The sequence below is a fragment of the Amycolatopsis dongchuanensis genome (assembly GCF_039542405.1).
Taxonomy (GTDB): domain Bacteria; phylum Actinomycetota; class Actinomycetes; order Mycobacteriales; family Pseudonocardiaceae; genus Amycolatopsis_E; species Amycolatopsis_E sacchari.
On record NZ_BAABIB010000081.1, the window covers coordinates 18,049 to 39,703 of the forward strand.

The 21,655-nt window shown below is 71.8% G+C and carries 22 protein-coding genes; 11 read left to right on the top strand and 11 right to left on the bottom strand.

Translation table 11 applies throughout. The features are described from left to right. The first annotated feature begins 7 nt into the window (after positions 1 to 7). Positions 8 to 850: an enoyl-CoA hydratase-related protein gene (locus ABFX51_RS22235; protein WP_091515046.1), complete on the top strand. Its 843-nt coding sequence runs from the start codon at positions 8 to 10 to the stop codon at positions 848 to 850. A gap of 6 nt (positions 851 to 856) precedes the next feature. Here the strand turns inward: ABFX51_RS22235 and ABFX51_RS22240 are convergent, their stop codons facing one another. After that, a complete protein-coding gene (locus ABFX51_RS22240; RefSeq protein WP_218153582.1) occupies positions 857 to 1,294 on the bottom strand; it encodes a MarR family winged helix-turn-helix transcriptional regulator in 438 nt (145 codons plus the stop codon). 73 nt (positions 1,295 to 1,367) lie between these two features. Here ABFX51_RS22240 and ABFX51_RS22245 point away from each other — a divergent pair, with 73 nt between their 5' ends. Next, on the top strand, positions 1,368 to 1,799 hold the full coding sequence (locus ABFX51_RS22245; protein WP_091515048.1) for a hypothetical protein: 432 nt from the start codon (positions 1,368 to 1,370) through the stop codon (positions 1,797 to 1,799). A 2-nt stretch (positions 1,800 to 1,801) separates the two neighbouring features. Beyond that, positions 1,802 to 2,056, top strand: a complete 255-nt coding sequence (locus ABFX51_RS22250) for a hypothetical protein (RefSeq protein ID WP_218153583.1) — start codon at positions 1,802 to 1,804, stop codon at positions 2,054 to 2,056. Here ABFX51_RS22250 and ABFX51_RS22255 read toward each other — a convergent pair. Genes ABFX51_RS22255 through ABFX51_RS22270 form a run of 4 tightly spaced genes read right to left on the bottom strand, consistent with a single transcriptional unit; the run spans position 2,019 to position 7,216 of the window. Next, on the bottom strand, positions 2,019 to 3,269 hold the full coding sequence (locus ABFX51_RS22255) for a cation:proton antiporter (RefSeq protein ID WP_346054799.1): 1,251 nt from the start codon (positions 3,267 to 3,269) through the stop codon (positions 2,019 to 2,021). The two genes, ABFX51_RS22250 and ABFX51_RS22255, sit on opposite strands and share 38 nt — an antisense overlap. A 10-nt stretch (positions 3,270 to 3,279) precedes the next feature. Continuing rightward, on the bottom strand, positions 3,280 to 4,578 hold the full coding sequence (locus ABFX51_RS22260; RefSeq protein ID WP_346054800.1) for a cytochrome P450: 1,299 nt from the start codon (positions 4,576 to 4,578) through the stop codon (positions 3,280 to 3,282). Beyond that, the gene (locus ABFX51_RS22265) at positions 4,575 to 5,645 is read right to left on the bottom strand and encodes an alpha-hydroxy acid oxidase (protein WP_346054801.1); all 1,071 of its coding nucleotides are present in this window, start codon (positions 5,643 to 5,645) and stop codon (positions 4,575 to 4,577) included. The genes ABFX51_RS22260 and ABFX51_RS22265 overlap by 4 nt, the downstream gene beginning before the upstream one ends. Further along, positions 5,642 to 7,216, bottom strand: coding sequence for an NAD(P)-binding domain-containing protein (locus ABFX51_RS22270; protein WP_346054802.1), 1,575 nt, complete (start codon positions 7,214 to 7,216; stop codon positions 5,642 to 5,644). Before ABFX51_RS22270 ends, ABFX51_RS22265 begins: the two co-directional genes overlap by 4 nt. 171 nt (positions 7,217 to 7,387) lie before the next feature. Here ABFX51_RS22270 and ABFX51_RS22275 point away from each other — a divergent pair, with 171 nt between their 5' ends. Beyond that, positions 7,388 to 8,857, top strand: a complete 1,470-nt coding sequence (locus tag ABFX51_RS22275; protein WP_346054803.1) for a class I adenylate-forming enzyme family protein — start codon at positions 7,388 to 7,390, stop codon at positions 8,855 to 8,857. Between the two features lie 42 nt (positions 8,858 to 8,899). Here ABFX51_RS22275 and ABFX51_RS22280 read toward each other — a convergent pair whose 3' ends face one another. Then, positions 8,900 to 9,277: a hypothetical protein gene (locus ABFX51_RS22280; protein ID WP_091515064.1), complete on the bottom strand. Its 378-nt coding sequence runs from the start codon at positions 9,275 to 9,277 to the stop codon at positions 8,900 to 8,902. Positions 9,278 to 9,485: 208 nt separating this feature from the next. Between ABFX51_RS22280 and ABFX51_RS22285 the strand changes: the two genes are divergently transcribed. Next, the gene (locus ABFX51_RS22285; protein ID WP_091515067.1) at positions 9,486 to 10,061 is read left to right on the top strand and encodes a helix-turn-helix domain-containing protein; all 576 of its coding nucleotides are present in this window, start codon (positions 9,486 to 9,488) and stop codon (positions 10,059 to 10,061) included. Between the two features lie 204 nt (positions 10,062 to 10,265). On the opposite strand, the gene ABFX51_RS22290 is transcribed toward ABFX51_RS22285, so the two are convergent. After that, the gene (locus ABFX51_RS22290) at positions 10,266 to 10,787 is read right to left on the bottom strand and encodes a peroxiredoxin-like family protein (protein ID WP_346054804.1); all 522 of its coding nucleotides are present in this window, start codon (positions 10,785 to 10,787) and stop codon (positions 10,266 to 10,268) included. Positions 10,788 to 10,859: 72 nt separating this feature from the next. On the opposite strand from ABFX51_RS22290, the gene ABFX51_RS22295 reads away from it, so the two are divergent. Beyond that, entirely contained in the window at positions 10,860 to 11,477 is a 618-nt protein-coding gene (locus tag ABFX51_RS22295; RefSeq protein WP_091515072.1) for a TetR/AcrR family transcriptional regulator C-terminal domain-containing protein, read from the top strand. On the opposite strand, the gene ABFX51_RS22300 is transcribed toward ABFX51_RS22295, so the two are convergent. Next, a complete protein-coding gene (locus ABFX51_RS22300) occupies positions 11,452 to 11,865 on the bottom strand; it encodes a DUF2000 domain-containing protein (protein ID WP_091515074.1) in 414 nt (137 codons plus the stop codon). The two genes, ABFX51_RS22295 and ABFX51_RS22300, sit on opposite strands and share 26 nt — an antisense overlap. Positions 11,866 to 11,919: 54 nt before the next feature. On the opposite strand from ABFX51_RS22300, the gene ABFX51_RS22305 reads away from it, so the two are divergent. From ABFX51_RS22305 to ABFX51_RS22315, 3 genes are read left to right on the top strand one after another with little or no spacing between them, the layout of a single operon-like run. Then, positions 11,920 to 12,720 (top strand): AraC family transcriptional regulator, encoded by an 801-nt coding sequence (locus ABFX51_RS22305; RefSeq protein WP_346054805.1) that lies wholly within the window; start codon positions 11,920 to 11,922, stop codon positions 12,718 to 12,720. Positions 12,721 to 12,768: 48 nt separating this feature from the next. Further along, positions 12,769 to 14,409, top strand: coding sequence for an acyl-CoA carboxylase subunit beta (locus ABFX51_RS22310; protein ID WP_091515077.1), 1,641 nt, complete (start codon positions 12,769 to 12,771; stop codon positions 14,407 to 14,409). Positions 14,410 to 14,416: 7 nt separating this feature from the next. Further along, on the top strand, positions 14,417 to 14,635 hold the full coding sequence (locus tag ABFX51_RS22315) for an acyl-CoA carboxylase subunit epsilon (RefSeq protein ID WP_346054806.1): 219 nt from the start codon (positions 14,417 to 14,419) through the stop codon (positions 14,633 to 14,635). Positions 14,636 to 14,638: 3 nt separating this feature from the next. On the opposite strand, the gene ABFX51_RS22320 is transcribed toward ABFX51_RS22315, so the two are convergent. Further along, positions 14,639 to 15,889: an MFS transporter gene (locus ABFX51_RS22320; RefSeq protein WP_245783367.1), complete on the bottom strand. Its 1,251-nt coding sequence runs from the start codon at positions 15,887 to 15,889 to the stop codon at positions 14,639 to 14,641. A gap of 59 nt (positions 15,890 to 15,948) precedes the next feature. On the opposite strand from ABFX51_RS22320, the gene ABFX51_RS22325 reads away from it, so the two are divergent. After that, entirely contained in the window at positions 15,949 to 16,599 is a 651-nt protein-coding gene (locus tag ABFX51_RS22325) for a GntR family transcriptional regulator (protein WP_091515084.1), read from the top strand. A gap of 61 nt (positions 16,600 to 16,660) precedes the next feature. Then, entirely contained in the window at positions 16,661 to 16,834 is a 174-nt protein-coding gene (locus ABFX51_RS22330) for a hypothetical protein (RefSeq protein WP_177228954.1), read from the top strand. On the opposite strand, the gene ABFX51_RS22335 is transcribed toward ABFX51_RS22330, so the two are convergent. Next, positions 16,831 to 19,875 carry an NACHT domain-containing protein gene (locus tag ABFX51_RS22335; protein ID WP_346054807.1) on the bottom strand — a complete coding sequence of 1,015 codons (3,045 nt, stop codon included), beginning with the start codon at positions 19,873 to 19,875 and terminating at the stop codon, positions 16,831 to 16,833. The genes ABFX51_RS22330 and ABFX51_RS22335 overlap by 4 nt on opposite strands. 89 nt (positions 19,876 to 19,964) lie before the next feature. Continuing rightward, complete coding sequence (locus ABFX51_RS22340; RefSeq protein ID WP_346054808.1) at positions 19,965 to 20,825, bottom strand: hypothetical protein; 861 nt, start codon at positions 20,823 to 20,825, stop codon at positions 19,965 to 19,967. Positions 20,826 to 21,655 lie beyond the last annotated feature (830 nt).

The following is a 21,655-nucleotide window of genomic DNA, read 5'->3' on the forward strand; positions in this document are numbered from 1 at the left end:
GAAAGCCATGCCCATCGAAGACCTGCGTCCCACCGTCGACTGGGACAAGTACCGGACGCTCACGCTGGAGCGGCGCGACAACGGGGTCCTGCTCGTCACGATCGCCGCGCCCGAGGGACATCCCGCCCCCACGCTCACGCGCCGCCACACCGAGATCAGCTGCCTCTGGCGGGATTTCGCCGACGACCCCGCACTGCGGGTCGCGGTCATCACCGGCACCGGGGATCACTTCTGGACGGTGGAGGGCGACGAAGGCATCGACGAGATGCGCGAAAACCCCGGCCACTACGGCAATACCGTCAACCTCATCCGCGAGGGCCTGACGAACGTGCGCGGCATCGTCGACTGCGACAAGCCGATCGTCTCCGCCATCAACGGCGAGGCGATGGGTTCGGGGCTCGCGACGGCACTGCTGGCGGACATCAGCGTCGCGTCGACGGAGGCGCGCCTGATCGACGGGCACCTCTTGCAGGGCATCGTCGCGGGGGACCATTCGGTGCTGAGCTGGCCGCTGCTGTGCGGGCTCGCCAAGGCCAAGCTGTACCTGCTCGCCTCGGCGGACCTCACCGGCGAGGTGGCCGAGCGCATCGGCCTCGTGAGTCTCGCGGTCCCGCCCGGCGAGGTGCTCGGCACCGCACTGGGCATCGCGGACCGGATGGCGGCGGGGCCGCAGCACGCACTGCGGTGGACCAAACGCTCGCTCAACCACTGGCTGCGCACCGCCGTCCCGGCCTTCGAGGCGTCGCTCGCCTTCGAGGCCTTGAGCTTCTTCGGGCCGGACCTCGCCGAGGCGCTCACCGCTCAGGTCGAGCGACGGCAACCGCGGTTCGCCGAACCGGCGCACTGGTAACCCGCCTCACTCCAACCCCTTGAGCGCGCGCAACAGCAACATCGTCAGCGCACGCTCGTCCTCCTCCACCGCCCCCAGCAGGGCCTCGTCCGCCGCGCGGATCGTCTCGCGGGCCTTTTCCAGCAGTTCGGCCCCGGTGGCCGTCACGTGCAGCTCCGCCGTCCGGCCGCGGCCCGGCTCGCTGCGTCGTTCGATCGCGCCCAGTGCCTCCAGCTGCGCGAGCGTCGACTGCATGCTCTGGACCGTGACGCCGGCGCGGCGGGCGAGGTCGCTGTAGGACAGGCCCGGTTGCCCGGCCAGGTGCCCGAGCGCCGAGAGGTGCCGCAGCGACAGCCCGCTGCGCTTGAGGTCGGCGTCGATGCGGTCCCGCAGCCGCCGTCCGAGCAGGACGAGCAGCATCGCGGGGCTCGACGCGGGTGGTTGCGGCGCGGTCACGTCCCGCATCCTCGCAGAGGACCCGGTTTCAGGCTCCCTCAAACTTCGGTTACAGTCAGGCTGAAACTCGAAGGAGGAGCCCGTGAACAAGGTCCTGCTCTCCATCCACGTCCTCGCGGCGATCGTGTTGATCGGCCCGGTCACCGTCGCCGCGAGCCTGTTCCCGCGTTACGTGCGGGCGAAGGAACCCGGCGTGCTGCGGGCGTTGCACCGGATCAGCAGCGGGTACGCGGTCGCGGGCCTCGCGGTGCCGGTGTTCGGGATCGCGCTGGGCGCGCAGATGGGCGTCCTCGGCGACGCGTGGCTCGTGATCTCGATGGCGCTGACCGCGATCGCCGCCCTGCTGCTCGCCCTCGTGATCGTGCCCGCGCAACGGCGGACGCTCGCCGCGGTGGAACGGGACGAGCAGCCCGGCGGACCCAACCTCGGGATGATCACCGGCATCTTCGGCCTGCTGTGGGCGGTCGTGGTGGTGCTGATGATCGTGCGGCCCGGCTCCACGACGGGGGTGTGAGCGTGCGAACCGTCGCCCTCGTCGAAGCGCTGAGCCTGCTCGTCCTCCTCGGCAACCTCGCCACCGTCCACGTGCCGCAGGTCGCCGCCATCGTCGGCCCCCTGCACGGCACCGCCTACCTCGCCGGGATCGCACTCGCCTGCGCGCGTTCGCACGACGTCCGGACGCGGCTGCTCAGCCTGATCCCCGCCGTCGGCGCGTTCCTCGCCTCGCGTGCGATCACGACTGCCGAGCGAGAGCAGCGGGCGCGCGCCTGAGCTCGCGGCGGTCCCACAGGCTCAGCATCGGCGTCGCCATCACGGTGGTCACGATCGCCACCAGCACGAGCACGCTGAACAGCTCACGCGTGACGATCCCCGCCGCCAGCCCGACGTTGATCGCGATGAGCTGCATCAGACCACGGGCGTTCATCAGCGTGCCGACCCGCAGCGCGATCGCGTTCGGCTCCCCCGCGACGCGCGCGGCCGCCCAGCAGGCGCCGAACTTGCCCGCGATCGCGACCACGATCGCCGCCACCGCGAACACGAGCACGGACGGCTGGACCAGCAGGCCGAAGTCGGTGTTGAGGCCCGAGTACGTGAAGAACAACGGCAGGAACACGGTGGCGACGGGCGTGAGCTTGTCGACGGCCCGGTCCACGGCCTCCGACCGCGGGAACACCACGCCGAGGCTGAACGCCCCGAACACCGCGTACAGCCCGATCTTGTCGGTGTACCAGGCGGCGAGGAACAACACGACGACGACCGCGAGCAGCAGGTGCTCGGGCGCGAGCCTGCCGGTCACCGGCACGACGCGTCCCCGCACCCTCGCCACGACGGCCAACAGCGCCAGCAGCACGAACGTGCCGCCCACGGCGAGCGAAACCGGGCCCGCGCTGCCCGCGGCGATGCTCAGCACGGCGGCCAGGAGGAGCCACGCGACCGCGTCGTCGAGCGCGCCGCACGCCAGCGCGATCGAGCCGAAGCGGGTGCCGGTGAGCCCGCGTTCGAGGATGATCCGTGCCAGCATGGGAAAAGCCGTGATCGCGAGCGTCACGCCGACGAACGCGATCGACACAAACAGCGGCACCCCGGGCGGGAAGATGTTCACCCTGCCGACGGCCAGCCACGTCAGCAGCCCGCCCAGGACCAGCGGCGCGACCATCCCCGCCGTGGAGATCAGGCTCGCCGGTCCCGCGACGCGGCGCACCTGCTCGGTGCGGAACTCGTAGCCCGACTTGAACATGAACACGACGAGCCCGATCTGGCCGACGACGTACAGCACGGGCCGGAGTTGTTGCGGGAACACGAAGTTCTCGACCCCGGGTGCCAGCAGGCCCAGCACGGACGGGCCGAGCACGACCCCGGCGACCATCTCGCCCACCACCGGTGGCTGGCCCGCGGCCCGCAGCACCCAGCCGACGAGCCGGCACACGACGAGGATGACGATCAGCGCGAGGAAGAACGTGGGGGCGAGTTCGGTGGCGGACATGGTTTTCCCCTCAGTGCACCGGACATCTGGACGGGGCTGGGTCTGCGAAGTAGCGGCCGGCGAGCCGCCGGTGCCGCGCGTCGAGCACCATGAAGGTGCCGAGGCCGAGCTGCAGGAAGCTGCGACCCACGTCCTCCCACCGGTCCCGCACACGCAGGAAGGTCCGGATCGCCCGCAGCCGCGCCGGGGAAACGCTTTCTCCGCGTGGGACCAGCAGGCACGGGCCGCGGCTGGGCAGTGAGCGGGTGTGGGTGACGGTGGAGTCGAGGGTGAAGCGCCGCAACACTTCCCGCACCGCCGCACGCATCGCGAGCGGAGCCAGCCGCCACGCGGGACACGGGCGGTTGGCGGCGATGCCGTACGGGATGTGGTGGGCTTCCTTGGCGGAAAGCGCTTCCCACCGGTCCGGGTCGAACCGCCCGGGATCTTCGTAACCGGTGGCGTGGTAGGCGGGGTAACTGAAGCACAGCACCGATCCCGCGGGGAGCGTCGTGTCCTCGTCGAGGGTGATCTCGTCCTTGGTGATCCGGTGCGCGATGCCGAACAGCGGGTACAGCCGCATGGTCTCGTCGAGCACGTGCCCCAGGTAACGATCGTCCGCAGTGGACGCTCGCTCCTGTATTTCCCGGTGCTGGGCAAGGGCGAGCAGCACGTGTGCCATGCCCTCGGACAGTTGCACGACGGCGGTGTTGAAGAAGGTGCCCTGCAGGTAGTGCACCTGTTCCCGCGGGCTGAGTGACGCGGGCAGCTCGTGCGGCACATCTCCGAGCCTTCGCGCCAGGTACCGAGTCAGGCGCTCGCGACGCTTCATGTGCCGCAGGCCGGTGCACTTCAGGGCCGTCACGACGTCGTTCGCGTGCCCCACGATCAACTCGCGGGCCTCGCGCGGGCACGGTTCGCCGAACACCAGCTCGTAGCAGAACTCAGCCCACACCGGCATCATCAGGTCGCGCAGCCGCACGAGCCCGCCGGGGAAACCGTCCAGCACCGCGGCCGTGCACCGCGTGACCGCCTCCGTGATCCGGTCGCTCGGGCCGGACAGGATGCGCAGGGTCGTCCTGGCCACCTCGTCGTAGCGCGGCCCGTCCTCCAGGTGTTCCTGGTGCACCTCGGGTCCCGGGGAAAGCCAGTACCAGAACAGGTCCGACAACCCGGCGCCCTCGCTGCGGCCGCGGGCCGCCGGGTGGGAGTAGATCTCCCGGAACCGTTCGGGCCCGAACCGCTCGTTGGGGAAGGTGATCGCGTTGTCCCCGTTGACGAGTTCGAAAACCTTGCCACGCAAGGAAACCACGTGTTCGGCGAGCGTCACCACTTGCCCCCTTCCGGTCCGCGCACGGTGACCAGATCACGCGTCAGGTCCGCGAGCCGGCGTCCGCCGCACAACGCCAGCGCGTCGTCGAACTCCTCCCGCAGCAGCTCCAGCACCTGCCGCACCCCGGACTCCCCCGCCGCGGCCAGCCCCCACAACACGGGTCTGCCGATGCCCACCGCGGTCGCGCCGAGCGCGAGCGCGATCGCGACGTCGGTGCCCCGCCGGACGCCGCCGTCGAGCAGCACGGGCACCCGCCCGCCGACGACTTCGACGATCCGGGGCAGCACGTCGACCGGCGCGGGTGCGGCGTCGAGCTGGCGGCCGCCGTGGTTGGACACGAGGATCCCGTCCATCCCGTGCTCGACGGCGAGGTGCGCGTCCTCGGGGTGCAGCACGCCCTTGAGCAGCATGGGCAACGACGTCGACTCCCGCAGCCGGTCGAGGTCCGCCCACGACAGGGCCGGCGACATCTCGATGTTCCGCGGACCGCCGGGCAGGTCGCGCATGTTCTCCGCGAACAGCCCGTCGGGCAGGTCGGTGAACCCGTGCTGGCGGTCGCGTTCGTGCCGTCCGAAGACAGGCGAGTCGACCGTGACCACCAGCGCCGAGCAGCCCGCGTCCGCCGCCCGGCGCACGAGGAGGTCGGTCACCTCGCGGTCGGTCTGCAGGTAGAGCTGGAACCACAGCGTCGCGCCGGGATCGACCTCGCGGGCCGCGGCGGCTATGTCCCCGATCGCCACCGTGGCGGCCATGCTCGCGATCAACACAGTGCCCGCCGCGGCGACCGCGCGTGCTGTCGCCAGCTCGCCGTCGGGGTGGGCGAGCCGGTGAAATGCCGTAGGAGACACGAAAACCGGCATCGACGCCTCGGCGCCCGGCAGCCGCACCGCGAGGTCCCGCGTCGCGCTGCCCGGCAGGATCCGCGGCAGCAGCGCCAGGCGCCGGAACGACCGCTCGTTGTCGGCGAGCGCGACCTCGTCGCCCGCGCCACCCGCGAAGTAGTCGTAGTGCTCGGGCGCGAGGCGTTGCCGTGCCACGTCGTGCAGCTCGGCGAGGCTCGTCACGCCAGGCTCACCGGCTGCTGGGCACGCAGGTACTCCCGCAGCGGAGCGCGGTGCACCCGCTCGCTGTCCCACTCGTTTTCGAGGTTCTCGGTGACGTGGTGCTCGTCGAGCAGCTGCCCCGCCCGGTACCGGCGGACCACCGGGTGCAGGTACCGCCCGTCGAGACCGCTGGTGTCCTCCTGCGACACGCGGCCCGCGGAGACGTCGAACGGGTTGACCTTGTCGTGGTCGGCGCCGTATTCGAGGGTGACCGTGAGGTAGGTGTCGACATCGCCGAATTCACCGCGTGTCACGGCGTCGTGCAGGTAGTCGACCGGCACCTCCTCGGCGTAGCGCGCGGAGCCGTCGGCGGCGAAGAACACGGCATCACCGAGGAAACCGAACATCTGCCACAGCGCCGAGGTGCGGTTGACGCGTTCGATGATCGCGCCGGTGACCGCTTCCGGCGTGCCGTCCAGCTCGCGGGCGGGCCACGGCACGCCGTGGTGGCGGTGTTCGAGGATCCGGTGCAGCGCCCGCACCGCGTACCGGAAGCCGTGGATGAACCCGCTGGTGGACTTCTTGAAGTCGCGGACCTGCGTGATCGTCCCGGCGAAGTAGAGGCCGGGCACGTTCACCGACTCCCACGCCGCGGTCTGCGCGGGGAACCGGTCCTTGATCGCCAGCTCCGGGCGGCACTCCGGGGCGAAGATCGAGGCGTCGAACCGGAAGCCGGTGGCGAGGATGACGCGGTCGTAGCGGATCTCCTTGATCACCTCGTTCACCCGCTCGAACGCGACCCGCACGAGGTAGCCGTCGCCGTCGCGCCGGATGCTCAGCACCCGCCCGTCCAGCAGCGCGTTCTGCGACTTGAGCTGGTAGGTGTCGAGGAAGTTGTTGTTGACCGCCCGCAGGTGGCCGACGAAGTGCGTCTGCCACGCCAGGCGCAGCGAGCCGGACCCGGCGACGTGGATGACGGCCGCCGTCTCGATCAGGTTGTCGGCGGTCTCGAACGCGGAGTTGCCACGCCCGATGATCAGCACCTTCTGGTTCGTGTACCCGGCGGGATCGACCGGCATGTCGACGTACCGCTCGGCCAGCTCCGCGCCCTCGATGTCCGGGATGTACGGCTTGGTCACCCCGGTCGCGACGATCACCCGTTTCGCCCGGTAAGTGCCGCCGTGCTGGTCCGTGGCCACGAAGTCGTCCGGCTTGGTGATCTCGACGATGCGGGTGCCGAAGCGGATCACGAGGCCGTGCCGGACGGCGAAGTCGCCGAGGTAACGCACCATGTCCCCGGCGGGCGGGAAGTACCGCGGCGTGTACCGGGTGAACAGCGGATCGTTTTCCTCGGTGAGGAGGGAATTCCAGTCGACCCGCAGGTTCAGCTCCGGATCGGTCCACCCGGTGTGCACCTTGTTGCTGGAGATCAGCTGGCGGTGCCGCGGGAAAGCGGTGAAGAAAGTTCCGGGCGATTCGCCCGATTCCACGATGAGGTACCGGTGGCCCGAACGGCCGAGGAAATAGCCCATCTGGAGGCCCGCGGGACCGGCCCCGATCACGAGGTAGTCGAGAGTTTCCTCTGCAGACAACGAAAATCTCCTCCCAGTGCGCGCAGCCCCAGCTAGTTGAAGCTTGAACCAATGATCACGAATTGGGTACGTGATTCAGATCACAGTCAATTCGTCGTAGGCCGAACGGAGGTTCTTCACGCAAATCTGACGATTTAGTCCGGGCAGTGGATCTTCTGGTACAACGACGACATGACAGACGTGTTCCCGCGAACACTGCTCGACGCGCTCGCCGCCGATTCCGCCACCCCCGCCTTCGAGCACGGCGACCGGACCGTTTCCCGCGGCGAGCTGCTGGAGCTGGTTTCGCGGTACGCCGGCGGCCTCCTCGCCGCTGGTCTGGACCAGCCGGCGGAGATCGCCGTGGCGACCGGCGTCACGCCAGAGGGCTTCGCGGTCCAGACCGCCGCACACGTGCTCGGGCACTGCGTGGTCGCCGTCAAACCCGGGCTCACCGTGGCGGAAGCGGCGCACGTCGTGGGCGGCGCCGACGTGGTCGTGACGGACGCGACCACCCAGCCCGAGGTCCTGGCCGCGGCACGCAAGGTGCTGCCGCTGGGCACCCTGGCCGCCGAACCGGTCCCGCTCGCGCCCCGCGGGCGCCCGGACGACCTCGCCACAGTGGTCTATACCAGCGGCAGCACGGGCCTGCCCAAGGGCGTGGAGTTCACCTACGCCGCGCTGACCGCGCGCTGGGCCTGGCGGACCGACGACTGGACGGACGACACGCGGCGGCTCGCCGGGCGGTACCGGCGGTTCCTGCTGTTCGGCACGCTCGCGAGCGCGGTCATGCAGGAGCACCTCGGGTTGTGCCTGCTCGGCGGCGGCACCGCGGTGATCCCCGACGCCGTGCCGATCTTCCCGCAGGTGCTCGAACAGCTGCGGATCACCGCGGTGCTGCTGACCGTGCCGCGGCTGAACTCGATCCTGGAGGTGCTGCGGGAGCGGGAGGCCGACCTCAGCTCGCTGCGCTCGGTGCTCGTCGCCGGCTCACCGCTGCCACCGCACCAGCTGGTCGCGGCGTACGACCTCATCGGCGATGCGGTGCACCACGGCTACGGGCAGACCGAGACGGGCATGCTGTGCCTGCTGACGGCGGAGGAGGCCGCCGCGTACCCGGAAGCGGTGGCGTCCGTGGGACGGCCGTGGACGGGGGTGGAGCTGGAAATCCGCGACGAGGACGGGAAACCCGTGCCTGCCGGGGAAACCGGGGAGATCTGGGTCCGCACCGCGAACGCGTGCCGCGGGTACCGCGGGGAGGACGCGGGCGAGGTCCTGCGCGACGGCTGGGTGCGCACGCGGGATCTCGGCAGGCTCGACGAACGCGGCTACGTGTACCTGACGGGCCGGGCGCGGGACGTGATCATCATCAACGCGATCCTGCACTACGCGGGCCCGATCGAAAGCGCGCTCGCCGCACATCCCGACGTGGACGAGGCGTACGTGGTCGGCGCCCCGGACGAGCGCACGGGCGAGGCGGCGCACGCGTTCGTCGTCGCCGCGCCGGGGCGTGAGCCGGACCTGGAAGCGCTTCGCCTTGCGGTGCGGGAAGAACTCGGCGAGAGCGCAGTGCCCGCGACCATCACAGTCGTGGACTCCGTGCCGGTCGCCCCGAGCGGGAAACCGGACAAGGCCGCGCTGCTCGCCACGCTGCGGACGTGAAAAGAGCCCGGTGTCGCCACCGGGCTCGGTCCACTTCGGACGTCAGGCGATCGCCTGCTCCGGGGTGCGCACCTCGAGCTGGTGCACCACCCGCTCGGTCGACAGCTCGTGCGCGGTCAGGTCCACCAGCGCGACCAGCACCACGGCCAGCGCGTCGGCGAACACGAGCGCCGGCGTGGTGAACACCAGCGCCGCGATCAGCGACCACAGGCCCACCAGCGCGAGCACCCCGTGCCCGATCCTGGCCGAGAGCCGGTGCGACAGGATCGCCCCGAGCGCCCCGATCACGGTCAGGCCCGTGAACACACCGAAACCGATCCAGCCGGCGACGGGCGCGGTGAACGCCACGGCCGTCACCGCGAGGAACGCACCAGCAAGGATCCCGAGCACATCAACGCCGAAACGCGCGTTCAGCGACATAGCCAACACCTCCGCGCCGCCACGGACGGCGGCAACTCCTCCAACGGGAAAGAGTCGGGCAGGTCGGACAGCGGCCTGGGCGGCTCGGCTTCCGCTTCCGGAAGCTGTCTTGGTCAACAGCGGAGGTCCGGCGGCTCTTCCCGGCGGCGCTGTCTCGTGGATCACGTCCGGTTTTGACAAACCCCTTTGCCGAACGTGCAATAGACGCATGGCGGAGGAGTTCGACGAGGTGCTGACGACCATCGGGCCGCGGCTGCGGGCGCTGCGAAAACAACGCGGCGCCACGTTGACCGCGTTGTCCGAGGCCACGGGGATCTCGGTCAGCACGCTCTCGCGCCTGGAATCCGGCAGCCGCAGGCCGAGCCTGGAGCTGCTGCTGCCGCTGGCGCGCGCCCACCGCGTCCCGCTCGACGAGCTCGTCGGCGCGCCGGAGACCGGGGATCCCCGCGTGCACGGCAAACCGGTGGTGGCACACGGGATGACGATCCTCCCGCTCAGCCACAACCCGGGCGGCGTGCAGGCGTTCAAGCACATCGTGCCGGCCGGCGCGCGGACGGACCCCGAACCGGCGACGCACGAGGGTTACGAGTGGCTGTACGTGCTCAGCGGCAAACTGCGGATCGTGCTGGGCAAGCAGGACACCGTGCTGCGCGCCGGGGAAGCCGCGGAGTTCGACACGCGCGTCCCGCACTGGTTCGGCAACGGCGACGCGCGGCCGGTGGAGTTCCTCAGCCTGTTCGGCCCCCAGGGCGAACGCATCCACATCCGCACGAAGCCCCGCTGAGCGGTTTTCACGCAGCGCTCTCGCGGCGGCGGCGCGGGCGGATGAGATGCAGCCTCTTCGGTCCGCAGGGCGCGCACATCCAAGCGCACGAAAGCCGCTGAGCGGTTTTCAGGGCCCCACTCTCGCGCGGCGCGGGTGGAGCAGGACCGCGCGACACGTCGAGAAGCCGCCCGCACCCGCGGCCGGTGGAGTTCCTCAGCCTCGTCAGCCCACCGGGCGCATCGCGGCGCGAGCGAGCAGCTCGTCGACCGACCACTGGTCGTACACGTGCTCGCCGTGTTTGCTCGCGACCACTTCGCCGCCGGGCGCGATCAGGAAGTCCGCGGGCAGGCCCAGGCGGCCACCGTGCGGGCGCGCCTTCGGCAACGGCGCCCGGGTCGCCAGCGCGACCGCGATCCCGCGCACGATCGGCCCCAACGCCTTCGGGTGCAGCAATGCGCGCGGCGCCGACTCCACGCCGTACTCGGCGTAGACCTCCTTGCCCGGATCGGCGACCACCGCGAACGGCAGCCCCGCCACGTGCTCGCGCAGCTCCTCCGCGGGCGAGTGGAAGAAGACCACCTCGCGCACACCCGCCGCGACGATCTCGTCGTGCCGCTGGACGAACGACCTCAGGTGGAGGTTGCACACGGGACAGCCCGCGAACCGCCGGAACTGCAGGTGCACCAGCCGCTCCGGATCCGGCACCCGGACGAGCTCCCCGGTCACGCTCTCGTAGGTCCGCACAGCTCCCCCTTCGTAGGTATACGTCGTACGCCTACGAACGCTATGCGCGTACGTTGTACGCTGTCAACCACCATGCCCCGCCCACGCTCGTTCACCTCCGCCCAGATCGCCGCCGCCGCGCTCGCCGTGCTCGATCGCGACGGGCTCGAAGGACTGTCGATGCGGGCGGTCGGCAAGGAGCTCGGCACGGCCACGATGGCGCTCTACCGCTACGTGGCCGACCGCGCGCAGCTCGAAGCCCTCGTCGTCGACCTCGTGCTCGGCCTCGTCGACCCGGCGCTGCCCGCGGGCTCCCTCACCGAACGGCTGACCGTGCTGGCCGAGCGCGTCCGGCAGGCCGTCGGCGAGCACTCGGCCGTCGTCCCCCTGCTGCTCGTCCACCGCCACACGTCGGCCGCCTCGCAGCGCTGGGGCGAGGCCGTGCTGACCGCGCTGGCCGAAGCCGGGTTCACCGGCCGCCGGCGCGTGATCGCCTTCCGCGCCTACCTCAGCCTCGTGCTCGGCGCGCTCCAGACCGAGTACTACAGCCCGCTTTCCGGCCCCGGCACCGAGGCGCTGAGCGAGCAGGACGAGTTCCCCGTGCTCGCCGAAACCGCCCGCGCCGCCGGGAAAATCCGGGCGGAGGAGGAGTTCCGCGAGGGCTTGGCGCTCCTCCTCCGCGGGCTCACGGGTGCAGGGAAAGCCCCTTGAGCGCCTTGTCGACCGCGTTCCGCCCGCCGTGCACGGCGATGCCGACGAGCCCCAGCTTCTCCGTCGGCACAGCGCGCACCGCGGCCCGGTTGTCCACGTCGTTGTCGGTGGTGAACAACTCCTCGGTGTAGACGGCGACGGCCAGTTCCCGCGCCAGCGCCTTCCGGTGCGTGTCGCGCAAGGCCTCCGCGTCGGCCTGGTACACCAGCACCGGCTGGCCGAACATCGGCAGGTACTCCTGCCCGGACGCGTCCTCGTAGGGCTCGCCGACGGTCTCCGGGAACCGCGCCGCGATCCCGCTCACCAGGAACGCGGTGACGTTCAGCCGTTGCCACGTGGCCAGGTCGTCCCGCACAACGACCGCGATCTTCGTCTTCATGCCCGTCATCGTGGCGAGCGCGGGACGACGTCGTCTTGAACGTTCGTGCGGGATACTGGCGGCATGGCGGACTGGGCGAGCTACTGGCGGGCACCCGACCGTCCGCTCGAAGCCATGCACGCCCACTTCGAGCAGCACGTCTACCACCGGCACAGTCACGAGACGTACTCCTTCGGCGTCACCGAGGCGGGTGCGCAGGCCTTCACGTGCCGCGGCGAGGCCCGCACGAGCGCCGCCGGCATGGTGATGGCCTTCAACCCCGAAGACCCGCACGACGGCCAGGCCGCCCGAGCGGACGGGTTCACCTACCGGATCGTCCACATCGGACCGGAGCTCGTCGAGGACGTCCTGCGGGACACGGCGGACCGGCGCGTCGGGCTGCCGTTGTTCGTACAGCCGGTGCTGGAGGACCGCACGCTCGCCGACGCGCTCCGCAGTCTGCACGCCTCCCTCGCCGAGGGCCGCCTCGCCCAGGACGAAGCGCTGCACGCCACCGTCCGCGCCCTCGTCCGCCGCGCCTCGACGCGTCCGCTGCGGAGCCACGGGCCGTCCGCCGAGGTGCGCCAGGCCAGAGAGCTGCTCGAAGCCGCGTACGCCGAAGACCTCCGCGCCGACGACCTCGCCGAGGCCGCGGGCTGCAGCCGCTTCGCGCTCCACCGCGCCTTCGTCGCCGCCTACGGCGTCGCGCCGAGCGACTACCAGCGCCAGCTCCGCCTCCGCGCCGCACGCCGCCTGCTCGCGGAGGGCCACCCGCCCGCCGAGGCCGCCACACGCAGCGGTTTCGCCGACCAGAGCCACCTGACGCGGTGGTTCAAGCGGTACTACGGGCTCACCCCCGGCCGCTTCGTCCACGCGGCACGGTGAGGTTCACACCACACGCGGGAGCTCCGGGCGGTGATTAAGCTCCGGGGCATGAGCAGCGCGACGGAGCCGATCGGGACGCCCCCAGCGGAGGAACCGGACATCCACACGACGGCCGGCAAGCTCGCCGACCTGTACCGCCGCTACGACGAGGCGGTGCACGCCGGGTCCGAGCGCGCCGTCGAGCGCCAGCACTCGAAGGGCAAGAAGACCGCCCGCGAGCGGATCGACATGCTGCTCGACCCGGGTTCGTTCGTGGAGCTGGACGAACTGGCCCGGCACCGCTCGACGAACTTCGGGCAGGACCGCAACCGCCCGTACGGGGACGGTGTCGTCACCGGTTACGGCACGGTCGACGGCCGCCCGGTGTGCGTGTTCAGCCAGGACGTGACCGTGTTCGGCGGTTCGCTCGGCGAGGTGTACGGCGAGAAGATCGTCAAGGTGATGGACCTGGCGCTGAAGACGGGCCGTCCGATCATCGGCATCAACGAGGGCGGCGGCGCGCGCATCCAGGAGGGCGTGGTCTCGCTCGGGCTGTACGCGGAGATCTTCCGGCGCAACACGCACGCCTCGGGCGTGGTCCCGCAGATCTCGCTGATCATGGGCACCAACGCGGGCGGGCACGTCTACTCCCCCGCGCTGACGGACTTCATCGTCATGGTGGACAAGACCTCGCACATGTTCATCACCGGTCCCGAGGTGGTGAAGACGGTGACCGGCGAGGAGGTCACGTTCGAGGAGCTGGGCGGCGCCCGCACGCACAACACCAAGTCGGGCAACGCGCACTACCTCGCCTCCGACGAGGAGGACGCGATCGCCTACGTCAAGGACCTGCTGTCGTACCTGCCGTCGAACAACCTGTCCGACCCGCCGGTGTTCGACTCCACCGAGCCGGCCGGGATCTCCATCGCCGAGGGCGTGACCGAGACCGACCTCGAACTGAACACGCTCATCCCGGACTCGCCGAACCAGCCGTACGACATGCACGAGGTGATCACCCGCGTGCTCGACGACGGCGAGTTCCTGGAGGTCCAGGAGCTGTTCGCGCCCAACGTGCTCGTCGGCTACGGCCGGGTGGACGGGCACGCGGTCGGCGTCGTGGCGAACCAGCCCACCCAGTTCGCGGGCTGCCTCGACATCGACGCGTCGGAGAAGGCGGCGCGGTTCGTGCGCACGTGCGACGCGTTCAACATCCCGGTGCTGACGTTCGTGGACGTGCCCGGCTTCCTGCCCGGCACTGACCAGGAGTGGAACGGCATCATCCGGCACGGCGCGAAGCTGATCTACGCCTACGCCGAGGCGACGGTCCCGCTGGTCACGGTGATCACGCGGAAGGCGTACGGCGGCGCGTACGACGTGATGGGCTCCAAGCACCTCGGCGCGGACATCAACCTGGCGTGGCCGACGGCGCAGGTCGCGGTGATGGGCGCCCAGGGCGCGGCGAACATCGTGCACCGCAGGACGCTCGCGAAGGCGGCCGAGGAGGGCAAGGACGTCGAGGCGCTGCGTGCCCAGCTGATCCAGGAATACGAGGACGCGCTGCTCAACCCGTACGAGGCGGCGGAGCGCGGGTACGTGGACTCGGTGATCGTCCCGGCGCACACGCGCGGCCACATCACGCGCGCGCTCGCGATGCTGCGGGACAAGCGCGAGACGCTGCCGCCCAAGAAGCACGGCAACATCCCGCTGTGAGGCATCGATGAGCGACGAGAAGGCGCCCTTCCTGCGGGTGGTGCGCGGCAACCCGGACGACGCGGAACTGGCGGCGCTGACGGTGGTCCTGGCCGCGGCGGCGTCGGCCCCGTCCGCGCCACCGCGACGCGAACGGCGGAGCCGGTGGGGCGACCGCGCCCGGCTGCTGCGGCACGCCCCGGCTCCGGGCGACGGCGCCTGGCGGGCGTCGGGGTTCCCCCGCTGACGCTCAGCCCACCGGCTCCAGCACCTCGGCCCGTTCCGGGCTCGCCCCGGCGTGTCCGTGCAGCGTGAACAGGCGCACCGTGCCCGCGACCGCCATCACCAGCACGACCCCGAACGCCAGCCGGTGCGCGAGCGCCGCGCCGACGCCGTGCGCGACAAGGGCGTCCAGCAGGATCCCCACGCCCAGTTCGGCCACGACGGCGAAGCAGAAACCGCCCATGTTGGCCACGCCGCTGGCGATCCCGGCCCGGTGACCGTGGTTCGCGGTGCGCGCGAGGTCGAACGCCAGCATGCTCACACCGCCCGCCGCGCCGATGAGGAACAGCACCGGCGCGAGCACCGCCTGCGGCAGCGGGCCCGGCACCGCGACGAGCACCAGCCAGCACAGCGCGCTCACCGACGCCGCCGCCGCGACCAGCCGCGCCCGCAGGTCGGGGCGGCGGGACGCCAGCTGCCCCGCGACCGTGCTGACCAGCACGAACCCGATCACCACGACGCTCAGCAGCCCGCCGGCCGCGGCCGGGCTGCGGCCCTGCGCGCTGACCAGGTACGGCTGCCCGAGCACGGCGGTGAACGACACGAACGTGCCCATCAGCGTGTAGTGCGTCCACATCGCGTGCCTGGTGCCGCGGTTGCGCCACGCGTGCCGCAGGCTCTCCCGCAGCGGCTCCCCGCTCACGACCGGCGCGACCCTGCCCCGCGGGCTCTCCCGCAACAACAGCCCGACGACGGCCAGCAGCACGGCGGTGACCACCCCGGCGGACAGGAACGCCGCCGTCCAGCCGAAACCGGTGAGCAGCGCGGCGAGCGGCGCCGTGGCGATCAGCTGGCCCAGCCCGCCGATCATGCCGGTCAGCGCGGCGACGAGGGCGTAGCGGCGGCCGGGGAACCAGTTGTGCGCCAGCCGCAGCACGTTGACGAACAGGAAGGCGTCCCCCGCGCCGATGAGCGCACGGCCCGTCATCGCGAGCGGGTACGCCGTGGCGAGCGCGAACACCGTCGAGCCCGCCGCCATCAACGCCATCCCGGCGAGCAGCAGCCGCCGCGGGCCGAACCGGTCGGCGGCGGCACCCACCGGGACCTGCAGCAGCGCGTACAGCACCAGCTGGACCACGGAGAACGCCGCGAGCCCGGTGGCGTCGACCGAAAAGCGTTCCTGCGCGGTGAGGCCCGCGACGGACAGGCTCATCCGGTGGAACAGCGCGGTCAGGTAGCAGAGGGCACCCAGGCCCCACATGAACCACGCCTTGCGCACAACCAACCCCCCTTGTTGCATCTATCTTGTATCTATCAGGCTCGTCCTAGGATGCGCCCATGTCAACGAGGGACCGCTCACAAGGCGCGGCGAGCGATCGCGCGTACGGGTGGACGAAGGAGCGGATCCTGGACGGCCGCTACGAGGGCGGCAGGCTGATCAGCGAGGGCGAGGTCGCCGAAGGGATTGGGCTGTCGCGGACCCCGGTGCGTGAGGCGTTCCTGCGATTGGCGGCGGAGGGCCTGCTGCGGCTCTACCCGAAGCGGGGCGCACTCGTCGTGCCCGTCTCGGCGAGCGAGGCCGAGGACATCCTCGAGGCGCGGATCTTCCTGGAGCGCCACGCGGCGACGAAGGTCATCCAGGCCGGGCGCCAGCGTGAGGCGGCCGAGGAGATGCGCCGGATACTGGCCGAGCAGAAGCGACTGGAGTGGCCGGACCCGCGTTTCACCACCACCGACCGCGATTTCCACGCCGCGCTCGTGCACGCGGGGGGCAACGCGCTGTTCGACGAGTTCTACTCCGGCCTGCGGGACCGGCAGCTGCGGATCGTCCACAGCGCACTGAGGCACGACCACGCCGAGCGCCCGCGCATCATCCTCGAAGAGCACACGCGCATCTGCGAGCTGCTCGAAGCCGGGGACGAGGCGGGGCTGCACACCCTGATCGCCGACCACATCCTCGCCGTCGGCAACCGCTACCGGCCGGGCTGACCACGACCCACCACGGGTCACGTCATCGACCTCGACGGTGACACCGCGAAGATCCACGCACATGTCCGCGCCGAACACCGGGCCCCGGCCGACGGCGGCGACGTACCAGGAGAACGCGCACCTGTCCGGCGCCGTGCGCGCGGGCGCCGCTCGCATCGGCCGCGATCCGGCGGCCTTCACGGCGACGGTCCACGCGGCGCGGGAGATCGTCCTCGCGTCGCTGGCGCGGACCTAACTCGCCGCCTTTTCCCGCGGGTGCAGGACCAGCTCGGTCTCGGGCAGCGCGTCCCGCGCGGCGCGAAGATCGGGTACGTCGAACAACTCCACCTTGACCCCGGACAGCGGGCGCAACCGCACGAGGTCGGCCACCGGGTGGGCGCCCTGCACGACCAGGTGCTCCAGCGCGGGCAACGCGCCCAGCGCCCGCACCTCGTCGGTGTCCGGGATGCCGTGCACGGAAACCTTGCGCAGCCCCGGAAAGCGCTCGACCCCCCGCAGCGACCGGTACTCCGCCCTGGCGTCGAGCACCAGTTCCGCCAGCGGCAGGTCCTCCGGCAGCACCCCGAGCCCCCGCGCCAGCGCGGGATGCCGGATCGACAACCGCCGCACCCGTGACCCCGCGAGCGTCACCAGTCGCGGCGCCCGCAGGTCTCCGAACCCGCCGGTCGTGTGCAGGCGCAGCTCCTCCACGCCGAGCCCGGCCAGCGCGGACAGGTCCCGCAGCGCGCTGTAGCCCGAAATCCACAGCACGCGCAGCGCGTCGCAGCCCGCGAGGCCGGACAATGTGTCGGCCACCTCGTTGGACCGGATCTCCAGGTGCCGCAGGTTCGGGATGTCCGCGAGCGGCCGCCTGCCCTCCCGGTCGGTGAGCGCGATGTCGCCGATCAGCTGCACGGCGGTCAGCTTCTTGAGGTGCCGCAGCCGCGCGAGCACGTCCCAGCGGTGCACCTCCAGCACCAGCTCGCCGAAGTCCACATCGGACAGCAGCGTGCGCGCGTAGTCCTCGGAGTGGTCGAACTGCCGCCACGCCCGCAGCAACTCGTCGATCACCACGCCGCGGTCGGTGCCGGTGAAGGCCTGGATCTTCTCCCACGCCTCCTCGCCGCCGATCATCGCCAGCGTCCGGATCACCCGCGCCGCGACCTCGGCCCGGTCGGCACCCGTCTCGTCCGCGTGCTTGCCGACCTCGATCGGCCCCGGCAGCAGGTCCGCCACGAACCCGCCCGCCCGTGCCAGGAGCTCCGCGTCCTGGAACGTGCGGGGCGGAATGAGCCTGCGGACCGCGGCGAGCACGTCGGCGCGGACGTGCTCCGGGTCGATCACGTCCACGTACCCCAGCGACGCGGCCGCGAGCAGCTCCAGCCGGTCGGCGGTCTCACGGTCCTTGCGCGTCACCCGCTTGCCCGCCCGTTCCAGCAGCCGCCCCAGCAACTCCCCCGCCTCGCGGGCCCGGGCCTGCGCAGCCGCCATGAACACGACCTCGTACAGGGAATCGTCGTGCGCGTGGTCGATCAGGTAGCCCAGTTCGCCCGCCTTGACGAACTCGCCCGCCGCCAGGAAATCCCGGAAAGTGCGGTGCACGAACTGGATCCGGCCGTCGCGCTCCCGCAGCAGGCCCGTGCGTTCCAGCATGTGCCGCAGCACCTGTTCCGGCCGCAGCTCCCTGGCCTCCGACCGCAGGCCCGACATCGCCCTGCCGAACCGCCGCGCCGCCACCTCCTCGGTGACCATCAGCTCGGCGTTGCGCACCATCGGCGCCGCGAACCGTTCCAGCAGCACGACCTTTTCCTTGGTGGACATGCGCAGTTCGTCCTCGACCGCGATGTCGCGCTGCACGTCCCACTGCCCCAGCAGCAGTTCGAGCGCCTTGTCCAGCAGTTCCTTGCGGCTCTGCGGCAGGTACATGTTCTCCTGCCGGTACAGCGCGCACAGCAGCGAACACAGCAACGGGCTCGACACGAGGCTCCGCACGTCCGGGCGCGTGGTCAGGCTCCGCACCAGCCGTTCCTCGCAGCCCGCAAGCCACGCCCGCTGCACCGGATCCGCCTCCAGCGCCCGCGCGGCCTCGTACCAGCGGCCGATGAGGTTCTGCAAACCCCTGCTGCTCAACGGAAGCAGCTCGAACCGGCCGAAGTCGGCGCCGGGCCAGTCGTCGGGTACGGCGGAGGGGCGCGTGCTCACGACGTAGCGGGCGTCGGGGTAGGCGCGGACCAGGCCGGTCAGCCAGCGGCGGACCTCCTCGCGCCGGTCGTAGAGCAGTTCGTCGACGCCGTCGACGAGCACCATCGCGCGGCCCGAGCGCAGCACCGTGCTGACCCAGCGGTCGGGCTTCTCCCCGGCGAGCGGTGGCGCGGTGACGGCGACCAGGTCCTCGGGGGCGGGCAGCGGGCGGTCACCGAACTGGCGCAGCGAAACGAAGAACGGGATCGCGTCGTACCACGGGCCTTCGCGGCCGTCGCGGACCGAAACCGCGGCGGTGTGCAGCAGCCAGCGCAGGAACGTCGTCTTGCCCGCACCGGCGCCGCCGAGCAGCAGCACGCGGCGTGCCGAGCCGATCGCGTTCGCGCTGTCCGTGCCGGCGCCGGTGAGCTCAACGTCGTCGTCGGACCGCTGGCGGCGTGCGATGGAGGGTGCGGTGTAGAAGTGGTCGAACGAGTGGAGCGCGGGGGCGCGGCCCATGCTGACCTGGAACAGCTCGAAGGTGGCGTACTCCTCCGCGACGTAGCCGACATACGCGCGTTCGAAGCCGTCCCCGCGTCGTGCCGGTTCCGCGGCCAGCTCACCGACCTGGTGCTTGAGTTCTTCGACGTTGCCCGCCACTTCGGCGTGCAGCGCCTGCATCACGCCGTCCACGGCCCGCGCCCGCTGCGCGATCCGGCGGCAGGTGTGGCGAAGCAGGCGGTGGTAGGCCTCGCGGCCGGAGTCGTCCAGCCCCGCCGACCGCAGTTCGGCCCGGCCTGCCGCGCGGACCCTGGCACGCAGGCGGTTCGCGCTCACCAGCACGGCGGGCGGTGCTTCGTCGAGCCGCGCGGCGTGCAAGGACCCGGCGACGGCGATCTGCACCGCGGCCCACTCGTTGTCGGCGAGGCGGCGGAACTCGGTGGTGCGCAGGTCGGCCAGCTCGCGGGCGGCCTGCGCGAGGACGCGCTCGGGGCTGCCGAGTTCCCGCGCGCGGTGCACGAGCCGGTCGGCCCCGCGCTCGACCGCCCACTGGTGCAGGGCGGAGAAGGTGGCGCCGAGCGCGCCGAGCAGAGCCGAGGAGAGCGGATCCACCACCGAAAGACCCCCAGGAATGCCGCCGTACGCCCCCCGACTCTTCCCACCGTAGCCGAAACCGGGCGGTCCCCGTGCTCGTTCGGGACGGGCTAGGTCCGGGCCGGGAACGCGTAGAAGCGCACCGCCACCTCCCGCGTCGCGGGGTCGGCGGGGCGGCGCAGGCGGCAGTACCGGAGGAGCAGGTCGAGGTACTCGGCCTCGAACTTCCGCAGGTCCGCTTCGGTGAGCACGACCGAGGCCCGCTCCGCCTTGCCCCAGGGCCCGAACTCGTCCCAGTGGGCGGCCGCCCAGGACAGCAGTTCGAGTTCGCGGCGGTACTTCCGGTCGAGGAATTCCGCGACCCGGGCCCGTTGCGGGCCGGGGAAGTCGTCCGGCTCGGGCTCCCGGAGGTACTGCGGCAGCGCGCTCCAGCGACCGTCGCGGCGGCGGCGCACGTGACCGGCGGCGGCGAGGGCGCCGAGCCGTTCCGCGAGGTCCGGGGGCAGTTCGTCCGCCGTGGCCGGGAGCCGCCGGAGCACCTCGCCGTACCGCGGGTCGCCGAACAGCTCGATGTCCCGCATGGTCAGTGACCGCCGCCGCAGGCTGCCGGTGAGCAGCCGCCGCGCGACGACGAGCAGGAACACGGCGATCGGCAGCTCGGCGAACCCGGCGAGCGCGAGGCTGGTCCAGCGGTCGGGTGAGGTCCAGTCCAGCAGGACGTCGAACCACGCGTCGCAGCACAGCAGGGCCGCGGTGGCGGCCAGCAACGGTACGGCCGCGCGGCGGCGCCGCAGTCCCAGCCACGCGGCGGCCGCGAAGCAGCACGCGAGGGCGACGTCGAACCCGACCCAGGCCGTGCGCCACTGCGCAGTTTCGTACCGCTGCGGCAGCGTGCCCGCGAGGTAGCCGGTCCAGGGGACGAGGCAGACCGCCGCGGCGGCGAGGAACACGAGCACCATCCGTCGAACCACGGCTCGACGGTAGAGCTGTCTGGCGCCAGGGGGATCCGGGAGTTTCCCCGGTGTTCGCGGCGCGGATGACGGGGGCAGGTGGGTGGGCTCGGGTCGCTCCCGGCCCCCGACCGCCCCCGGCTGCCGACACGCCACCACCGCGGCGCGTGGTTGGCCAGGGGAAACGCGGTCGTGGCGTGTCGCGGGCGGGTGCGGGGGGCTTCGTGGGAGGTGGCTGGCGGGAGGGCTGTGGTGCTGCCGACGCGGGGGCGGGGGGTGGCTTCGGCCGAGGCGGCTTGGCGGGTGGCTGTGGCGCCGCGGGGACGGGGGCAGGAGTGGCTTCGGTGGAGGGGCTATGGCGATGGGGATGCGGGGGCGGAGATGGCTGGCGGGTGGCTGTGGCGCCGCGAACGCGAGGGGCGGGAGTGACTCCGGCAGAGGCGGCTGGCGGGTGGCTCCGGCGGAGGCGGCTATGGCGCTGTGGACGGGCGGAGATGGCTGGCGGGTGGCTGCGGCGCCGCAGACCCGAGGGGCGGGAGTGACTCCGGCAGAGGCGGCTGGCGGGTGGCTCCGGCGGAAGCGGCTATGGCGCTGTGGACGGGCGGAGACGGCTGGCGGATGGCTGCGGCGCCGCGAACGCGAGGGGCGGGAGTGACTCCGGCAGAGGCGGCTGGCGGGTGGCTGCGGCGGAAGCGGCTATGGCGCTGCGGGGGGCGGAGGGCGAAGGTGGCAGGCGGGGTGGCTGCCGCGCTGCAGACCCGAGGGGCGGGAGTCGCTCCGACCGAGGCGACTGGCCGGGCAGCCGCGGCACCGCAGACCCGAAGGGCGGGAGTCGCTCCGACCGAGGCGAC

Coding starts and splice junctions, on each gene's coding strand:
- ABFX51_RS22235 (WP_091515046.1), top strand. CDS start 8: ATGCCCATCGAAGACCTGCGTCCCACCGTCGACTGGGACAAGTACCGG.
- ABFX51_RS22315 (WP_346054806.1), top strand. CDS start 14,417: ATGAGCGACGAGAAGGCGCCCTTCCTGCGGGTGGTGCGCGGCAACCCG.
- ABFX51_RS22305 (WP_346054805.1), top strand. CDS start 11,920: ATGGCGGACTGGGCGAGCTACTGGCGGGCACCCGACCGTCCGCTCGAA.
- ABFX51_RS22275 (WP_346054803.1), top strand. CDS start 7,388: ATGACAGACGTGTTCCCGCGAACACTGCTCGACGCGCTCGCCGCCGAT.
- ABFX51_RS22255 (WP_346054799.1), bottom strand. CDS start 3,269: ATGTCCGCCACCGAACTCGCCCCCACGTTCTTCCTCGCGCTGATCGTC.
- ABFX51_RS22310 (WP_091515077.1), top strand. CDS start 12,769: ATGAGCAGCGCGACGGAGCCGATCGGGACGCCCCCAGCGGAGGAACCG.
- ABFX51_RS22300 (WP_091515074.1), bottom strand. CDS start 11,865: ATGACGGGCATGAAGACGAAGATCGCGGTCGTTGTGCGGGACGACCTG.
- ABFX51_RS22280 (WP_091515064.1), bottom strand. CDS start 9,277: ATGTCGCTGAACGCGCGTTTCGGCGTTGATGTGCTCGGGATCCTTGCT.
- ABFX51_RS22325 (WP_091515084.1), top strand. CDS start 15,949: ATGTCAACGAGGGACCGCTCACAAGGCGCGGCGAGCGATCGCGCGTAC.
- ABFX51_RS22295 (WP_091515072.1), top strand. CDS start 10,860: ATGCCCCGCCCACGCTCGTTCACCTCCGCCCAGATCGCCGCCGCCGCG.
- ABFX51_RS22330 (WP_177228954.1), top strand. CDS start 16,661: ATGTCCGCGCCGAACACCGGGCCCCGGCCGACGGCGGCGACGTACCAG.
- ABFX51_RS22285 (WP_091515067.1), top strand. CDS start 9,486: ATGGCGGAGGAGTTCGACGAGGTGCTGACGACCATCGGGCCGCGGCTG.
- ABFX51_RS22240 (WP_218153582.1), bottom strand. CDS start 1,294: ATGCGGGACGTGACCGCGCCGCAACCACCCGCGTCGAGCCCCGCGATG.